The sequence below is a fragment of the Kribbella sp. NPDC026596 genome, from assembly GCF_040638415.1.
GTDB lineage: Bacteria > Actinomycetota > Actinomycetes > Propionibacteriales > Kribbellaceae > Kribbella.
The window spans coordinates 145,042-162,885 of sequence record NZ_JBEZYF010000005.1; the positions used below are offsets into that span (position 1 = coordinate 145,042).

14 protein-coding genes are annotated in these 17,844 nt (G+C 69.3%); 10 read left to right on the forward strand and 4 right to left on the reverse strand.

Going from position 1 to position 17,844, the window contains the following annotated elements; translation table 11 throughout:
* From asnB to AB0E63_RS05960, 9 genes are all read left to right on the forward strand, one after another.
* Nucleotides 1-1,920 (forward strand): asparagine synthase (glutamine-hydrolyzing), encoded by a 1,920-nt coding sequence (gene asnB, locus AB0E63_RS05920; protein ID WP_360362010.1) that lies wholly within the window; start codon nt 1-3, stop codon nt 1,918-1,920.
* A gap of 9 nt (nt 1,921-1,929) precedes the next feature.
* On the forward strand, nt 1,930-4,080 hold the full coding sequence (locus tag AB0E63_RS05925; protein WP_360362013.1) for a bi-domain-containing oxidoreductase: 2,151 nt from the start codon (nt 1,930-1,932) through the stop codon (nt 4,078-4,080).
* The gene (locus AB0E63_RS05930) at nt 4,077-6,038 is read left to right on the forward strand and encodes an alginate lyase family protein (RefSeq protein ID WP_360362016.1); all 1,962 of its coding nucleotides are present in this window, start codon (nt 4,077-4,079) and stop codon (nt 6,036-6,038) included. The genes AB0E63_RS05925 and AB0E63_RS05930 overlap by 4 nt, the downstream gene beginning before the upstream one ends.
* Nucleotides 6,039-6,116: 78 nt before the next feature.
* Nucleotides 6,117-7,331 (forward strand): Wzz/FepE/Etk N-terminal domain-containing protein, encoded by a 1,215-nt coding sequence (locus AB0E63_RS05935; protein WP_360362019.1) that lies wholly within the window; start codon nt 6,117-6,119, stop codon nt 7,329-7,331.
* Entirely contained in the window at nt 7,328-8,959 is a 1,632-nt protein-coding gene (locus AB0E63_RS05940) for a hypothetical protein (RefSeq protein WP_360362022.1), read from the forward strand. Before AB0E63_RS05935 ends, AB0E63_RS05940 begins: the two co-directional genes overlap by 4 nt.
* On the forward strand, nt 8,956-10,203 hold the full coding sequence (locus AB0E63_RS05945) for a hypothetical protein (protein WP_360362025.1): 1,248 nt from the start codon (nt 8,956-8,958) through the stop codon (nt 10,201-10,203). Before AB0E63_RS05940 ends, AB0E63_RS05945 begins: the two co-directional genes overlap by 4 nt.
* On the forward strand, nt 10,200-11,402 hold the full coding sequence (locus tag AB0E63_RS05950; protein ID WP_360362028.1) for a glycosyltransferase: 1,203 nt from the start codon (nt 10,200-10,202) through the stop codon (nt 11,400-11,402). Before AB0E63_RS05945 ends, AB0E63_RS05950 begins: the two co-directional genes overlap by 4 nt.
* A 35-nt stretch (nt 11,403-11,437) precedes the next feature.
* Nucleotides 11,438-13,066, forward strand: a complete 1,629-nt coding sequence (locus AB0E63_RS05955) for a right-handed parallel beta-helix repeat-containing protein (protein WP_360362031.1) — start codon at nt 11,438-11,440, stop codon at nt 13,064-13,066.
* 5 nt (nt 13,067-13,071) lie between these two features.
* Complete coding sequence (locus AB0E63_RS05960; protein ID WP_360362034.1) at nt 13,072-13,443, forward strand: hypothetical protein; 372 nt, start codon at nt 13,072-13,074, stop codon at nt 13,441-13,443.
* A 33-nt stretch (nt 13,444-13,476) separates the two neighbouring features.
* Here the strand turns inward: AB0E63_RS05960 and AB0E63_RS05965 are convergent, their stop codons facing one another.
* The 4 genes from AB0E63_RS05965 to AB0E63_RS05980 form a co-directional block, all read right to left on the reverse strand.
* A complete protein-coding gene (locus AB0E63_RS05965; RefSeq protein ID WP_360362036.1) occupies nt 13,477-14,076 on the reverse strand; it encodes a sigma-70 family RNA polymerase sigma factor in 600 nt (199 codons plus the stop codon).
* Between the two features lie 93 nt (nt 14,077-14,169).
* Nucleotides 14,170-15,696, reverse strand: a complete 1,527-nt coding sequence (locus AB0E63_RS05970; protein WP_360362038.1) for a sugar transferase — start codon at nt 15,694-15,696, stop codon at nt 14,170-14,172.
* A gap of 296 nt (nt 15,697-15,992) precedes the next feature.
* Nucleotides 15,993-16,268, reverse strand: coding sequence for a hypothetical protein (locus tag AB0E63_RS05975; RefSeq protein ID WP_360362041.1), 276 nt, complete (start codon nt 16,266-16,268; stop codon nt 15,993-15,995).
* Nucleotides 16,265-17,080: a PspA/IM30 family protein gene (locus AB0E63_RS05980; protein ID WP_360362044.1), complete on the reverse strand. Its 816-nt coding sequence runs from the start codon at nt 17,078-17,080 to the stop codon at nt 16,265-16,267. The genes AB0E63_RS05975 and AB0E63_RS05980 overlap by 4 nt, the downstream gene beginning before the upstream one ends.
* Nucleotides 17,081-17,243: 163 nt before the next feature.
* Between AB0E63_RS05980 and AB0E63_RS05985 the strand changes: the two genes are divergently transcribed.
* Nucleotides 17,244-17,831, forward strand: a complete 588-nt coding sequence (locus AB0E63_RS05985; RefSeq protein ID WP_360362047.1) for a DUF3043 domain-containing protein — start codon at nt 17,244-17,246, stop codon at nt 17,829-17,831.
* Nucleotides 17,832-17,844: the final 13 nt, after the last annotated feature.

The following is a 17,844-nucleotide window of genomic DNA, read 5'->3' on the forward strand; positions in this document are numbered from 1 at the left end:
GTGTGCGGCATCGCCGGCTGCTACCAGCAGCACGACGGTTACGCGCTCGCCGAGACGATGAGCGACCGGATCGCGCACCGCGGTCCGGACGCCGACCGCGTGTACGCGTTCGACGAGGGTGATGTCCGGGCTTTCCTGGCGCACCGCCGGCTGTCGATCATCGACCTCTCGTCGGAGGCAGACCAGCCGTTCACCAAGCGCGGCCTGACGATCTGCTACAACGGCGAGCTCTACAACTACAAGGAACTCCGCGCCGAGCTGTCCAAGGCCGGCGTCGCGTTCCGCACCAACGGCGACACCGAGGTGGTTCTGGAGGCCTGGCGACGGTGGGGCCCGGATTCCCTCAAGCGGTTCCGCGGCATGTTCGCGTTCGCGATGCTCGACGAGGACAGCGGCAGCATGTACCTGGCCCGCGACCCGCTCGGCATCAAGCCGCTGTACTTCCTCCGCCGGCAGGGCGGCGTGATCTTCGCGTCCGAGCTCAAGGCACTGGTCGCCGCGGTCGGCCCCGAGCTCCGCACCGAGCCCGGCGCGCTGATCGCGTCGATGCTCTATTACTGGCTTCCCGAGCAGCGCTGCGCGATCGACGGCGTGGACAAGTTGCCGCCGGGGTCGTGGGCGGAGTTCCGGCCGGACGGCAGCATGCGGCACGAGACGTACTGGCGCGTGACCGACGTCGCGACCGAGGCGGCGGCCGGCCCGCGCGCCGATCTGCGCACGATCATCGAAGAGTCGGTCGCCGCGCACATGGTCGCCGATGTCCCGGTGTCCACCTTCCTCAGCGGCGGTCTGGATTCCAGCCTGGTGACCGTGCTGGCGAAGCGGATGGATCCGAGCGTCGACTCGTACACGATCACGTTCCGGGCGCAGGACCAGAAGCTCGAGGCGATGCCCGACGACGCGATCTACGCCCGCAAGGTGGCCCAGCAGTTCGGCATCGACCTGCACGAGATCGAGATCGCCCCGGACGTGGTCGAGCTGCTGCCGCGGATCGTCGACATCCTGGACGAACCGATCGGCGACCCGGCCGCGATCAACACGCTGCTGATGTGCGACACCGCGCGTGACGCCGGGGTGAAGGTGCTGCTGTCCGGGATGGGCGCCGACGAAATGTTCGGTGGCTACCGCAAGCACCTCGCCTGTGTGATGGGAGCGCAGTACCAGCGGCTTCCCGGCGTACTGCGCAACGGTCTGATCGGGCCCGCCGTACGACGGCTGCCGGTCACCGTCAACGGTCGCGGACTCCGGTACGCGCGGTGGGCGAAGCGGTTCGAGACGTTCGCGAACCTGTCCGAGGAGACCGCGTTCCGGCGCAGCTACACGATGTACGACGGGGACCAGCTGGCCGGCCTGATCAGCCCGGACCTGGAGCCGTACGTCGGGAAGCTGCTCGCCGAGCACAGCGACATCTACCACGACACCACCCTCGACGATCACGTGAACCGGATGTGCCTGGCCGACTCGCGGATGTTCCTGCCCGGGCTCAACCTGGCCTACACCGACCGGTCCAGCATGGCCGCGTCGACCGAGGTCCGGACACCGTTCGTGGACCCGATCGTGGCGCGGGCGGCCTTCTCGATCCCGGGCAGCGAGAAGATCCACCGGCGGGTGAGCAAGCTCGCGCTGAAGAAGGCGGCCGAGGCGTGGCTGCCGAAGGAGATCATCTACCGGCCGAAGGCGTCGTTCAGCGCGCCGCTGCGGGCCTGGGTCCGCAACGACCTGCGCGAACTGGTCGACGACACGTTGCTGCGCGGTGAGCTCGTCGGGAGTGGGTTCCTGCAGCGGGCCGCCGTACAGCGACTGGTCGACGACGAGCGGGCCGGGCGCGAGGACTACTCGAAGCAGATCTGGCAGTTGCTGACGTTGGAGACCTGGACCCGGCACATGCGGTCCCTCGGCGTGACCATTACCTCTCTCTGAAGGACGGACATGAAGCAGGTTGCACAGAACTACAAGTCCGGTGAGCTGGCGGTCCTGGACGTGCCTCCGCCCACCTGTGCGCCCGGCGGCGTGCTGATCCGTTCGCTGTACTCGCTGATCTCCACCGGGACCGAGCTGATGAAGGTCGGCGAGGCGAAGCTGTCGCTGGTCGGCAAGGCGAAAGCACGTCCGGACCAGGTGCGGAAGGTGCTGGACTCCGTCGCCCAGCAGGGCGCACTCAACACCTACAAGAAGGTGATGAACAAGCTCGACTCGTACACGCCGCTGGGCTACTCGCTGTGCGGTGTGGTGGTCGAGGTCGGCGCCGGGGCGGAAGAGTTCAGCGTCGGGCAGCTGGTCGCTGCCGCGGGCAACGAGTTCGCGCTGCACGCGGAGTACAACTGGGTGCCGCTGAACCTGTGTGTGCCGGTGCCGGACGGGGTGCAGCCGGAACAAGCCGCGTTCTCGACGGTCGGTGCGATCGCGATGCAGGGTGTCCGGCAGGCGGAGGTGCAGCTCGGCGACACCGCGGTGGTGATCGGGCTCGGGCTGGTCGGTCAGCTCGTGGTCCGGTTGCTGGTCGCGGCCGGGGTGCGGGTGTTCGGGATCGACACGGTCGAGGACCGCTGCCGGATGGCGGAGAAGGCCGGTGCGCTGCACTGCTCGTCGCCCGACGAGGCCGGGGTCGCGTCGCTCGAGCGGTCGTTGCTGGAGGCTTCGAACGGGCTGGGCGCGGACCACATCCTGCTGGCCGCCGGCGGTCACTCCAACGGTCCGGTCGAGACGGCCGCCCGGCTGGCCCGCGACCGGGCCCGGGTCGTCGACATCGGCAAGACCAAGCTCGACCTGCCGTGGAACGCGTACTACGACAAGGAGCTCGACGTCCGGTTCTCGCGGTCCTACGGCCCCGGCCGGTACGACGACCGCTACGAGCTCCAGGGCATCGACTACCCGGCCGGCTACGTCCGCTGGACCGAACGCCGCAACCTGGAATGCTTCATCGACCTGATCGCCCGCGAACAGATCGACGTAGGCTCCCTGATCGCCAACACCTTCCCCATCGCAGACGCCACCGAGGCCTACCAGCAGTTGAGCTCGGGCGCCCTCCCCGGAGTCGGCTTCCTGTTCGAGTACCCGGATGTTCCACAGCAGGAGAGCGCGCCACAAACAGCAACCGTTGCGCGACCTGCAAGCGCCACAACTGGATCCGTCAGGCTTGGGTTTATTGGAGCCGGGAACTATGCGTCCAGCATGCTGCTGCCTCATCTGCAGAAGAACGAGGACGCCGCGCTCGCGCATGTGGCGACGAACAAGTCGCTGTCGGCTGCGAACGCGCAGAAGAAGTTCGGGTTCGAGCAGATCGCCACGGAGTCGCAGGCCGTGCTTGCGGACGAGTCGCTGGACGCGGTGTTCGTGGTGACGCGGCACAGCAGTCATGCGGAGCTTGCCTGCCGGGCGCTGGAGACCGGCAAGGCGGTGTTCGTCGAGAAGCCGCTGGCGCTGACGGACGAGGACCTGGACCGGATCGTCGCAACGGTTGATGCCACCGGCAACGACCGGCTGATGGTCGGGTTCAACCGCCGGTTCGCGCCGCTGCTGACCGACTTGAAGGACCGCTTCGGCGACCCGGGCGGCAACTTCTCGCTGCGGTACCTGGTGAACGCCGGCAAGCTCGACTCCACCAGCTGGTACCTCGACGCCGGCAAGGAAGGCAGCCGGTTCGCCGGTGAGGGCGGGCACTTCATCGACACCCTGAGCTGGTGGCTGAACAGCGCGCCCACCGAGGTGTACGCCGTACCCGGTCCCGACACCGGCGACGTGATCGTCACCCTCCGGTTTGCGAACGGCTCGGTCGGCACGATCAGCTACGTCGGCGGCGGCAACGCGCGGTTCCCGAAGGAGACGCTGGACATCACCGGCGGCGGCCGCAACGGCCGGCTGGACAACTTCCAGAGCGCCTCGGTGTGGACCGGCCGCAAACCGGCCACCCGCAAGGCCCGCGGCACCGACAAGGGCCAGCGGACCGAGCTCGAACGCTTCGTCGCCGCGGTCAAGTCCGGCGGCCCGATGCCGATCCCGTTCGACTCGCTGGTCGCCACCACCCGCGCCACCATCGCCGTCGACAAGAGCCTCGCCAGCGGAAAGCCGGAGAAAGTGTGAGCCGCCAGCCCCTGGGCTGGTACGTCCGCCGCCTGCGCCGGATGTCCCCCACCGAGCTGGTGTGGCGCACCCGCGACCACGCGCGCCGGACCGCCTGGGCCTACCAACAGGTCCGGCCCGGGCAGGACGCGCAGGTTCACCTCCCGCTGCGCAAGGAGCTGACCTTCGGTACGACGCTCCCGCCGCACACCGCGTGCGCCGTACCGGAGGAGGTCCGCAAGGCCGTCATCACGACCGCGGACGCGATCATGGCCGGCAAGCTCGAGGTGCTCGGCGTCGACCGGACGGATCTGAAGGCTCCGGACTGGTTCCGGGACCCGACCACCGGCAGGCGGTCGGACCCGGCGCAGTACGTCTTCAAGCTGAACCACCGCAACGAGGAGGTGGTCGGGAACATCAAGCAGGTCTGGGAGCTGTCCCGCCACCACCACCTCACCCAGCTCGCCGCGGCCTGGTACCTGACCCACGACGACACCTACGCCGAGCGCGTCGCCGACCACCTGACCGACTGGTGGCGGTCGAACCCGTTCCTGTCCGGCGTGCACTGGGCCAGCGGGATCGAGCTCGGCACCCGGTTGATCAGCTGGACCTGGATCCGCCGGCTGCTGAACGACTGGCCCGAGATCACCGATCTGTTCGAGCACAACGAGCTCGCCCTCCGGCAGATCTACTGGCACCAGTGCTACCTCGCGGCGTTCCAGAGCCGCGGCTCGTCGGCGAACAACCACGTGATCGCCGAGGCGGCCGGGCAGCTCGTCGGCGCCTGCGCGTTCCCCTGGTTCGGCAAGAGCGCGCGCTGGCGGGCCGACGCGGCAGCCCTGCTGGAGAAGGAGCTCGACGCCAACACCTTCCCGTCCGGCGTGAACCGCGAACTCGCGACGGACTACCACCGCTTCGTCTCCGAGCTCGGCCTGTACGCCGCTCTCGAGGCGGACAAGGCCGGTCATCCGCTCAGCCTGGACACCTGGTCCCTGCTCACGCGCACCGTCGACGTGGCCGCGTCGATTGTCGACGACACGCTGCGGCCGCCCCGCCAGGGCGACGACGACGAGGGCATGGTGCTCGTTCTCGATCCGCCGAATGTCCACAACTGGTCGGCATTCCTGTCGCTCGGCGCCGCCGTCGTCGGCCGCGCGCCGTGGTGGCCGGAGACCCCGGCGACCGCGACGTCGGTCATCGTGGGCTCGCTCGTCGAGGGCACTCAACGCAACCGGCCCGCCGACCGGCCGGAGCACTTCGAGGATGCCGGCCTGACGATCCTCCGCAGCCGCGACGCGGGTCCGGAGATCTGGTGCCGCGCCGACGCCGGTCCGCACGGCTTCCTGTCCATCGCCGCGCACGCGCACTGCGACGCGCTGTCCCTGGAGGTCCGGGTCGGCGGCGTCGACATCCTGGCCGACCCGGGCACGTACTGCTACCACGGCGAGGAGGAGTGGCGGAACTACTTCCGCTCCACCATCGCCCACAACACCGTCGAGGTCGCCGGCGCCGAGCAGTCCGTCCAGGGCGGCCCGTTCCTCTGGCTGCGCGGAGCAACCTCCCGCGTACGCCGGTACGCCGCCGACGGTGACGTGATCACCTGGGACGCCGAGCACGACGGCTACCAGGCCGGCGAAACACCGGTCACTCACCGGCGGACCGCCGTACTGGATCATCGCGTGCTGCGGGTCGAGGACCACCTCGACGCAACGGCCGACGTACGCATCGCCTGGCACCTCGGACCTGAGGTGACCGTAGAGCTGGACCGCGCGATCGGACGGCTGGAGTGGCCGACCGGCTCGGCGGTCGTCGAACTGCCGGCAGGCCTGACCTGGACCGCGCACCGCGGGGGCGACGATCCGTTCCTGGGCTGGTACTCACCGCGGTTCGGCCACAAGGTCCCGATCACCACCTTGATCGGCGCCGGGACCCTGTCGGCGGACTCCCCGGTGGTCAGCACCTTCCGATTCCGGTCTTGACCGCACTTCCGCTGTATCAGCCTCCGCTCGCCGCCCTCTATTAACAGACAACACCGTGGCGTTCGACTGGAGGGGACTGTGAGCACACAGCAGCTCGACGTCAAGAAGTCCTGGCGGGCCATCCGTCGGCATCGCCTGATCGTGGCTGCCGTGGCAGCGGTCGGCCTGCTCGGCGGCGTGGCCGCCGGGTTCCTGGTGCCGCCCCTGCACACGGCCACCTCGCTCGTGGTGCTGCCGCCACCGCCGGCGGCCGATCCGGAGAAGGCCACCGGCACGCAGAGCATCGACACGCAGGTCTTCATCGCGGAGAGCGAGCCGGTGCTGAAGAGCGCCGGACAGAACCTGACCCCGCCGCTGCCGACCGAAGTGGTCCGCGGCCGGGTCAAGGTCACCGCCGTCACCGAGGACGTCATCAAGATCGACGCCAAGGGCACGACGGCCGCCCAGTCGATGCGACTGGCGAATGCCGTCGCCGAGGTCTACCTGGTCTTCGTCACCACCGACCAGAAGCTGCCCGGCGACCTGGGGAAGAAAACGGGGGCACGGGTCTTGGAACAGGCGACAACCGCACGCGGCGGCAACATGGCAATTCATCTGGGGATCTTCGGCCTGCTCGGTGCGCTCATCGGCGCGGTGGCCGGATCGATCGGCGTCCTCGCCAAGGTGCGTGGCGACCGTAGGCTGCGGCTGCGCGACGAGTTCGCCGACGCGGTCGGACTACCGGTGCTGGCATCGGTCTCGTCGTACCGGGCGAACGACGCCTCCGACTGGGCCTATCTGCTCGAGCACTACTCACCGACGGCGGTCGAGGCCTGGAGCCTGCGCAAGACGCTGCACCACCTCGGCCTGGACGTGAAGGGCCGCGGGCCGCTCTCGCTGACCGTCATCTCGTTCGCCGGCGACGACAAGGCGCTGCCGCTCGGTCCGCAGCTCGCGACGCTGGCCAATTCGATCGGCATCTCCACCTCGATCGTGGTCGACTCGCACCAGGAAGGGTCCGATGACGCCGCCTTGAGCATCCATCTGGTCGTCGTCGACCGGGAGGCGCCGCACGTGGCCGGCGCCGAGCCGACCACCAACACGATCGTGGCCCTGTCGGCCGGCACCGTGACCGCCGAGGAACTGGCCCGGCTCGCGGTCGCGGCCGCGGCCGACGACCGCAACATCGACGGCCTGGTCGTCACCGATCCGGACCCGACGGACCGCACCATCGGGCGCGTCTCGCAGTCCGCCCGCAGGTCCAGCTCGCGGCTGCCCACCCTCCTCACCGGCACCGCGAGGAGGACTAAATGAGTAACCAGCCCTCCAACGAACCCGTCGTGAGCGACCCGGCCTGGGCCGACGACGACGGCTTGTTCGACGACCAGCCGTCGAAGGCGTACCCGCCGGACGCACTGGTCACCTTCCGCTTCCTCCGCGACGCCGTCCGCCGGCACCTGCGCATCTGGCTCATCGCCGCGCTGATCGGTTTGGCCGGCGGGCTGGCGTCGACGGTCGTCATGCCGTCGCCGAACGTGTCGTCGACCCGGCTGCTGCTCACCCACCGCGACGGTGAGGACCCGGCCAAGGCGATGGCCACGGACGTCAGCCTGGCCACCACGCACACCGTGGCGCAGCGGGTGATCGACCTGCTCAAGCTGCCGGTGACCCAGGACGACATGCTCAAGGAGTACTCCGTAGGCGCCAAGACCGACCGGGTGATGGAGATCACCGCGGGGGCGAAGACCAGCGACGAGGCGACCAAGCTGGCCACGGCGGTCGCCCAGGTCTTCCTGGTCTACCGGAAGGAGCAGATCGCGTTGCAGGACGCGCCGCTGCGCCGCGACCTGATCTCGGCCCAGAACGATGTGGACGTGGCGGAACAAGCCGTCACCGCCGCCGGTGACAATCCGGAGGAGATGAAGCGTCCGAACAGCCCGGAGGGGGTCCGGCTCGGCGCCGCCCGCGACCGGCTCACGTATGTCCAGCAGCAGCTGCTCGACCAGTCGACGCAGGCGTTGCGGATGAACAGCAGCCGGATGCTCGACGCGGCGTCTCCGGTACCGGTCTCGGCCAAGCGGACGCTCGTGATCAACGCCGGCACCGGGCTGATCGCGGGACTGTTCATCGGTCTCGGCTTCGTCATCGTGCGCGCGCTGATCTCCGACCGGCTGTGGAAGCGCCAGGATATCGCCCAGGCCCTGGGCGCCAGGATCCGGCTGAGCAGCCCACGACCATCGCGCTTCCAACTGCTGCCGCGGCCGCGCTACCTGCGCCAGTCGCAACGCCAGCAGCCGGAGGTGCGGCTGATGGTGCAGCACCTCGACCAGCGCATCTTCTGGGGCGAGCGGCCCACGCCGGCGATGGCCGTGGTCAGCGTCGACGACGTCAAGACCTGCGCGCTCGTGGTGGCGGCGCTGGCGGTGGCGCAGGCCGAGGACGGCAAACACGTCCTGGTGGCCGACCTGACCGAGTCCGGCCGGCTCGCGGGGATGCTCGGGGTGAAGACGCACGGTACGCACGAGTCCCGCTTCAGCGCGCCGGGGCAGCGCATCGACGTCCACCGCCCCGACCCGGCCGCCGGCCCGGCACTGGGGTGCTACCTGCACCTGAGCGACACCAGCCGGCCGTCGAACTCGGGTGACATCCAGCTCGACGCGGCCTGGGAGGTCGCCGATCTCGTGCTGACCCTGACCACCCTGCGGCCGGAGCTCGGCGCCGACCACCTCGGCACCTGGGCGTCGCACGCCGCGGTCGTCGTCACCGCGGGCGAGTCGACCGCGACCAGGATCCAGGCCACCGGCGAGATGTTGCGGCTGGCCGGCCTCGAGATGGAGACCGCTGTGGTCCTGCGTCCGGACCGTACCGACGAGGGTGTCGGCGTCGCCGAGGCCGAGGCCGGGCGGCCCAGGACCGTGGACGTCGAGATGTTCCGCCGATGACCACGGTCGCCGCCCGCCTCAGTACCCAGCTGGCCACCCGGCTGGGGCACCGCCCGACCCGGCGGGTCGTCGCGCCCGAGGTCCGCCGGCGGCGGCGCGTCCAGCTGGCCTGGGCGCTGCTGGTGCTGAACGTGATGACGTTCTTCCCCGGCGCCCCGCACCTGTTGCCGATTCCGGGATCGGTCGGCAAGCTCATCGCGCAGCTGGCGCTGATCGGCGCCTTGACAGTGGCGCTGATGGTGAACCGGCCGGTCCGGATCCGGCCGAGTGTCTTCATCTTCCTGCTGCTGACCCTGGCCGCGGAGGGACTGCTGGCCAGCGTCCGCGCCGAGTTCCTGTTCGGCGCGCTGTTCCGGGCCGGCCGCCTGTGCGGGTTCGCCCTGGTGCTGTGGCTGCTGACGCCGTGGTGGACCCGCCGCGACCTGCTGCTGGTGCGCACGCACCTCATGGTCCTGTGGGCGATCCTCGCCTCGGTCGTCCTCGGTCTGTTCGTCGCGCCGGGACTGGCGCTGACCGAGGACCGGCTCGGCGGCATCATCTGGCCGATCCCACCGACCCAGGTCGGGCACTACGCCGCGGTGGCCGCCGGCCTCACGATCGTGCTGTGGATGTCCGGCCACCTCCGGCGCGCGGTCGCGTTCACCAGTGTGCTGGTGGCCATTCCGGTCCTGCTCCTGACCCACACCCGGACCGCGTTGATCGCGCTGCTGGCCGGCGTACTGATCGCCGGGCTGAGCCTGTTCACCGCGCGGTCGCGGGTCCGCAAGGCGTTCGCGATCGGCATCGTCGTCTTCTCCGTCGGGGCACTCACCCTCAGCTCGGTGGTGGCGACCTGGCTGGCCCGCGGACAGGACACCCAGGAGCTCGGCGCACTGACCGGCCGGAAGGCGGTGTGGGACTCGATCCTGGCCCAGCCGCGAACGACCTTCGAGACCTTCTTCGGTTTCGGCCTGTCCAACAAGTCCTTCAACGGCCTGCCGATCGACAGCAACTGGCTCGGCACGTACTACGACGTCGGGCTGGTCGGGGTCGCGCTCACGATCATGCTCGTGCTCTTCGTCCTGACCGCCGCGTGGTTCCGGCCGCAGGGCCCGCACCGGGCGCTCGCGCTCTTCCTCGTCGCCTACTGCGTGATCGCCTCATTCACCGAGAGCGGACTCAGCGAGGCGTCGCCGTACCTGCTCGAACTGACGCTGGCCGCGTCACTCGTCTATTCCACATCCACCCGCGAGGGGATGCGATGAAGATCCTGCTGGTTCACAACCGATACCGGTCGACCGCGCCGAGCGGCGAGAACCGGGTGGTCGATCAAGAGAGCGACGCGCTGGCCGCACTCGGCCACGACGTCCGGCACTTCGAACGGCACAGTGACGACATCGAGGACTGGCCCGCCTGGCAGAAGGCGACGCTGCCCGCCCGCGTGGTCTGGAACCCCGCGAGCCGGCGGGATCTCGCCGCGGTGCTGGAACAGGACCGCCCGGACGTCGTCCACATCCACAACACGTTCCCGCTGCTGAGCCCGTCCGTCCTGTACGCGTGCCGCAAGGCCGGCGTCCCGGCCGTGATCACCTTGCACAACTACAAACTGCTGTGCGCCAGCGGTGACTTCTTCCGCAACGGCGAGGTGTGTCACGACTGTGCCGGCGGCAACCCGGCCGCCGCGGTGATCCACCGCTGCTACCGGGGATCGGCGCTGGCGACCTCGACCACGGTGCTGAACGCACGCAGCCATCGCCGCACCTGGCGCCGGCTGGTCTCGGCGTACATCTTCATCTCCGAGTCCCAGCGTCGCCTGATGGCCGCGATGGACTTCGATCCGGACCGGTCCTTCGTCAAGCACAACGTCGTTCCGTACGACGGTCCCGTCGGCGGACCGCGGGAGCGGCAGGTGACGTACGTCGGGCGGCTCGACGCGGCCAAGGGCGCACCCCTGCTGATGAAGGGCTGGGACGCGTACCGGGCGATCGCGGGTGACGACGCGCTCCGGCTCGTGATCGCCGGCGGCGGCCCGATGCTGGACGAGGTGACCGCGTGGGCGGCCACCAGGCCGTCGGTCGAGCTGCGCGGGATGATGAGCAAGCAGCAGGTGTTCGAGCTGATCGGCCGCTCCCGGGGCGTCGTCCTGCCCTCGGAGTGGGAGGAGACGTTCGGCCTGGTGGTCGTCGAGGCGATGGCGGTCGGCGTACCGCCGCTGGCGTCGGGGCACGGGTCGTTCCCGGACCTGATCACCGACGGCGTCGACGGCGCGCTGTTCGAGCCGGGCCGTCCGGACGCGCTCGCCAAGCTCCTGCTCGACGTCGACGCCTCGCCGGACCGGTACGACGACCTCGGCCGGCAGGCCCGGACGACGTACGAGAAGTTGCACCAACCACACCAGAGCATCGAGCAACTGCTCGATATCTACCGGTACGCGATCGAGCACCCGGTAACCGCCCGACGCTGAGTTTCGAGGACCAGATGCCCCCCGAAGGAAGCCCCATGGAACAGCGTGACCCGCGACCGCCGGCGTCCGGCGACGGACCCGCGTGGTACCGGCGCCCGCGCACGATCGTCGCGACCGCGGTGGTCCTCGTCGCCGCCCTGGTGGTGACCGGAATCGCTGTGTTCACCGGGGATTCGCCGACTCAGAAGGCGGGTCCCGGCTCCACCTCGCCCGCGGCCACCTTGTCCCAGGTCACCGCGCCGACAAAGCCGCCGGCAAAGATCTGCGGCAATGCCAGGGCGCTGTTCGGCCCGGCCAATGCCCCGGCCGGCGCGGTCGTGGTCGGCCCGAACGAGAAGCTCGACGCGCTCACCCAGTCGAACCCGGCCGGCACGACCTTCTATGTGACCGCCGGAACGCACAGACTCGGCACCGGGCCGTACGCCCAGGTCATCCCCAAGGACGGCAACATCTACATCGGCGCGCCCGGGGCGATCCTCGACGGCGGCCGGAAGAACCGCTACGCCTTCACCGGCTACGCGACCGGGGTCACGGTGAAGAACCTGACCATCCAGAACTTCGGTCCGGTCCGGAGCAACAACGACGAGGGCGTGGTGAACCACGACGCCGCCGGCCGGTGGACGATCGCGGGCAACACCATCAAGGACAACGCCGGCGCCGGGGTGATGGTCGGCGACCACAACGTGCTGCGCGGCAACTGCCTGCAGGACAACGGGCAGTACGGCTTCAACGCCTACAACCCGGGCAAGGTGGCCGGCATCACGATCGAGGGCAACGAGATCACCGGCAACAACACCGACGACTGGGAGAAGCTCAAGGGCGGCTGCGGCTGCACCGGCGGCGGCAAGTTCTGGGAGGTCACCGGTGCGATCGTGCGCCGCAACTGGATCCACGACAACCTCAGCGTCGGGCTGTGGGCGGACACCAACAACACCGGGTTCGTGATCGAGGAGAACTACATCTCCGGCAACCTGGCCGAGGGCATCCTCTACGAGACCAGCTACAACGCGGGCATCCGGGGCAACACCTTCCTCCGCAACGGTCTCGGCAAGGGACCGGAGAACAGCGGCTTCCCGACGCCCGCGCTGTACATCTCCGAGTCCGGCAGCGACCCGCGGGTGACCGGCGTCTTCAACCAGACCTTCGAGGTGAGCGGGAACGTCTTCACCGACAACTGGGCCGGCGTGATCCTGTGGGAGAACGCCGACCGGTTCGCCGGGTCCGCGGCCAACACCAGCACCGGTTCGGGAACCCTGGTCAATCCCTCGGTGGTCAACGCCAAGACCTGCAACGCGACCACCATCAACAAGCAGCCGTACCTGAGCGACTGCCGGTGGAAGACGCAGAACGTGCGGGTGCACGACAACGTCTTCACCCTCGAGCCGGACAAGATCGGGGCGACCTGTGCGTTCCGGACCGGCTGCGGCTACAACGGGTTGTTCTCCAACTGGGGGACGTTCCCGACCTGGTCGCCGTACCAGAAGGCCACCGTGCAGGACGCGATCACGCTCCACCAGGGCAACCGGTTCTACGACAACACCTACGCCGGGCCGTGGAACTTCATCGTGCACGAGCAGGGCAACCGGGTGAACTGGGCAGCCTGGCAGGGCGCGCCGTACGGCCAGGACCAGGACAGCGTGATCAAGGTCCAAGGGGAGCGCTGAGCAGCATGATCGGGCCTCCTGAGCGTGCCGCCGGTGAGCAGATCGCGCTGCTCCGCTCGGTCGGCTATGCCGCCTTCGGGCGGCACGAGCGGGATCTCGACGTCCTGGATCTGGTCTTCGACAGCATCGTCGACGCACCCGGTACTGGCGACATCCGCAGACTGCGGTTCGCCGGCCACGGCATCACCCTGGACGTCGACGTCCGCGGACAGGCCGACCTGACCATCGAGTTGCGGGTCTCGCCGTCCGGTCCGGTCATGGTCGAGTCCCGCGGCGGCGACACCGAGGGCCCGACCGCGGCGCGGCTGGTGAGCTTCCTGCTCCGCTGGCCCGGCAGCACGCAGCGACCGGTCCGGACCGCCTGGATCATTCTCTGATCGCAGGCCGTCCGGACCGGTACAAGTGCTGCTTCAGGAGGCAAGCAGCAGCCTGAGTTTCTCCAGGCACCGACCGCGGATCGGGCCGATGCTCCCGATCGGGATACCGATGGTGGCGGAGATTTCGGCGTACGGCGCGGGCGGGTCGGCCATCAGCATGCCGAGCAGCCGCTGCCACCGGTCCGGGAGGCTTTCCAGAGCCCGGCGTACGTCGTCCGCCCGCTCGCCGGCGAGCAGGTGCGCGTCCAGCTCGGGCTGGTCCCCCGCCACCCCTTCGAACGCGGCCGACTCGTAGGTGAGCAGGACGCGCTTGCGGAACGCCAGTACCCGCAGGCATTCCCGGCGGGTCGTGACGACCAGCCAGGCGCCGACCCGCTCGGGGTCGACCCGGTGAATGTGCTCGAGCAACCGCAGCCAGACCATCTGAGAGACGTCCGCGGCATCGCTGTCGCTGAGCCGGAAGCTGCGGGTCACGGCCCAGACGAGCCGCGCATAGTGGTCGACCAGCCGGCTCCACGCGCCCTGGTCCCCCGACGCGGCCTGGATCACCAGGGTCGCGGCTTCGGACCGGACCGTGGTGTCTTCGGTCGTGTTTTGATCAGTACCGGGCTCGGCACTGAGGTGTTGCATCATGAATTCCCCCCTCGGGAATGCACCGCGTAATTGACGTCCCCCGACGTTTGGTGCCTTCATCGCGCCGGCCGGCAGATGGCCGGGGCGAGTTCCTCAGTAGGCGCCGTCGCTACCGAGCACGGCGCGAGCGGTCTTCCAGAGGATCAGCAGGTCCAGAGCGATCGACCAGTTGTCGGCGTAGCGCAGGTCGAGCCGCATGGACTCCTCCCACGTCAGGTCGCTCCGTCCGCTGACCTGCCACAGACCCGTCAGGCCCGGCTTCACGAGCATCCGTCGCGCGTCGTCGATCGCGTACTGCGCGACCTCGGCCGGCAGCGGCGGCCGAGGACCGACCAGCGACATGTCGCCGCGGAGCACGTTCACCAGCTGCGGCAGCTCGTCGATCGAGAACCGGCGCAGGTACCTGCCGACCTTGGTGATCCGCGGGTCGTCGCGCATCTTGAACAGCACTCCGTTGCCCTCGTTCAGCGCGACGAGCTCGGCCTTGCGGGCCTCGGCATCGGCGACCATCGTCCGGAACTTCAGCATCGAGAACTGCTCACCGCTGCGCCCCACCCGGGTCTGCCGGAACAGCACCGGCCCGCGGCTGGTCAGCTTCACCAGGGCCGCGGTGACGAGCAGGATCGGCGCGACGCCGAGCAGCAGCAGGCAGCCGACGACCCGGTCGAAGATGCTCTTCAGCAGGTGCGGCCCGCCGGAGACCGACGGTCGCTCCAGGTGCAGCAGCGACAGACCGGCGACCGGGCGGATCGAGATCCGCGGACCGGCGACCTCGACGATGCCCGGCGAGACGATCAGTTCGACACCGCGCTGCTCGAGCGCCCAGGACAGCTTGCGCAGCGTGTAGCCGGCCAGCTCCGGGTCGGCAGCGACCGCGACGACTTCCACGTCGTACTGGTCGACCGCGGCCAGGATGTCCATCTCGGTCCGGCCGAGCCGCTCGAGCTCCGGCCCCTCCAGGGCGTCACCGCGCGGCAGGCAGCTCGCCACCACGATGTAGCCGTCGGCCGGTCGCTCCTCCAGGTGCCTCCGCAGCGTGCTCACCTGGTCGGTGCGCCCGACAACGAGCACCCGGCGCATGCACCGCCCGGCGAACCGCCGCCAGGAGATGCTGCGGTGCAGCAGCCAGCGGCCGACCATCGCCGCCAAGCACGTCATCGGCACCGCCAGCACGACGAAACCACGAGCGACCTCGCTCTTGGTCGCGTACGACGTGATGGCGAGCAGCGCGGTCAGCGCCACCGCGGCCCGGATGATCGCCCGGAACTCCTCCGGCCCGGTGCCGAAGTAGCGGGTCTCATAGCCCCGCTGCAGCGCCACACAGGCCAGCCAGGCGATCGGCAGCAACGCGGTCAGCACGAAATAGCCGAGGTTGATCTGGGCCCCGAACCGCGCCACCAGCGCCAGCGAGCCGCCGATCAGCGCCGCGCCGACGTCGGCCGCCAGCGAGTACCGGCGGTACTTCGCCACCCAGCGCGCCTCGGTATAGCGGGCCGATCGCGGCAGGATCGCCGGGATCTCGTCCGGAACCAGCCAGACCGGCCGACGTCGTTCCCCCGACGGCGTCGGCCGTAGGTCAGCCGAATCGGCCAACCCCTCGGACATGACAAATTCAGTCACGCACAGTCACCCCCCACAGGTGAAAAGCGATGCCCGCGACCAACCCACTCCCCGTCACGGACCTCGTTGAACGTCGCCCCCACAACGACGTGATCCAGAGAGTACTACGTGGATGCGGCGTACAACAGCACTGATCGCGAGTGTTTACCGCTGCGCAACCCGCCGGGTGTGCAAAGACCCTCGGGCCCGCTGAACGGGCCCGAGGGTCTTCAGATGACTACCAGTGGTGACCAGCCGCCGGGTCGGGGACGGATGATCGGTGACGCCCGGCCGGGTCGACCGGGCGCCGGGTCTGCTCAGCCGGCGATCAGGCCGTCGCCGCTGATCAGCTCGCGCATCTCGGCCAGCGAGCTGTCGCCCGGCGGCAGGATGGCGTCGGAGTCGTGCAGCTCGTCGTCCGGGACCTTGGCACCGGAGCGGACGAACTCCAGCAGCGCGGCGAACGCGGTCTGGAACGCCGACTCGTCGCCCGACGAGACGGCCTTCTCCAGGTCGCCGTCGACCGCGTTGAGCGCGTCCAGCTTCTCGTCCGCCAGCCGGTACTGGCCTTCACCCATGATGCGAACGATCATCGAACGTCTCCGTCCTGAGGTCGCACCGGCTCGGCGGCCGGCTGCTGCACTGGCTGCTGGGCGGACTGAGCGGGCTGCTGTGCCTCACCGGAGATCTCCTTCGGCGCACTGCCGCCGGAGAGCTGGGCCTTCATCGCCGCCAGCTCGTTCTCCACGTCGGAGTTGGACGACATCCGGTCCAGCTCCAGGGTGATGCTGTCCTTGCTGCTGCCGCTGGCGTCGTCGAGCGCGCCGGAGGCGAGCAGCTCGTCGATCGCGCCGGCCCGGGCCTGCATCTGCTGGGTCTTGTCCTCGGCCCGCTGGACCGCCAGGCCGACGTCGCTCATCTCCTCGGAGATGCCGGAGAAGGCCTCGTTGATCCGGGTCTGCGCCTCGGCCGCGGTGTAGGTGGCCTTGATGGTCTCCTTGCGCGTCCGGAAGGACTCGACCTTGGCCTGCAACCGCTGGGAGGCCAGCGTCAGCTTCTCCTCCTCGCCCTGCAACTGGGCGTGCTGGGTCTGCAGGTCGTCGATCTGGCCCTGCAGCCCGGACTTGCGGGTCAGGGCCTCCCGGGCCAGGTCCTCACGGCCCATCGAGAGCGCCTTCTGCGCCTGCTCCTGGAGCTTCGACGACTGGGACTGCAGTTGGGAGGCTTGCAGCTCCACCCGCTTGCGGCTGGTGGCCACGTCGGCCACGCCCCGCCGTACCTTCTGCAGCAGCTCCAGCTGCTTCTGATACGAGTAGTCAAGGGTTTCGCGAGGATCCTCGGCCTTGTCCAGGGCGGAGTTCGCCTTGGCCTTGAAGATCGTCGACATCCGCCTGAAGATGCTCATCGATATCCGTACCCCTTCTGTGCCGGCGTGACGACCCGGCGTGCGTCAACCACCCTATGTCCCTATGGGTCACCACACCATCAGGACCGGCCCCGATAAAGTGGTACCCAGGTCCGGGGACCACCCCGAGTCGACCTGCCCTGCCGAATGAGGTTCAGACCCCGTGTTCCGTCGTACCAAGTCTGAGACAGCTACCACCGTACCCGCCGACCCCCAGGGCAAGCCGGGCGGTAAGGGACGCCCCACGCCGACCCGCAAGGAGGCGGAGGCCGCCCGCAAGGCCGCGCTGAAGAAGCCGCGCAACCGCAGGGAGGCCTCGGCGTACCGGCGGGAGAAGGTCCGGACCGAGCGGTCCAAGATGCAGGACGCCATGCGCACCGGCGACGACCGGTACCTGCCGGCCGCCGACAAAGGCCCGGTCCGGCGGTTCGCCCGCGACTACGTGGACGCCCGCTACTCGGTGATGGAGTTCGCGCTGCCGATCCTGCTGGTGGTGTCCCTGATCGGCGTGGTCTTCTCCCGGCAGTTCCTCTGGCTGGCCGGCGTGGTCAACCTGCTCTTCCTGGCGATGATCCTGCTGATCGCGCTGGACTGGTTCCTGCTCTCGGCCGGGCTGCGCCGGGCGGTGACGGTGAAGTTCCCGAAGGAGTCCACCAAGGGCCTCGGGTTCTACGCGGTCCGCCGGACCATGCAGATGCGCCGCTGGCGACTGCCCAAGCCCATGGTCAAGCGCGGCGAGAAGCCGTCCTGATCCTCGGTACGAC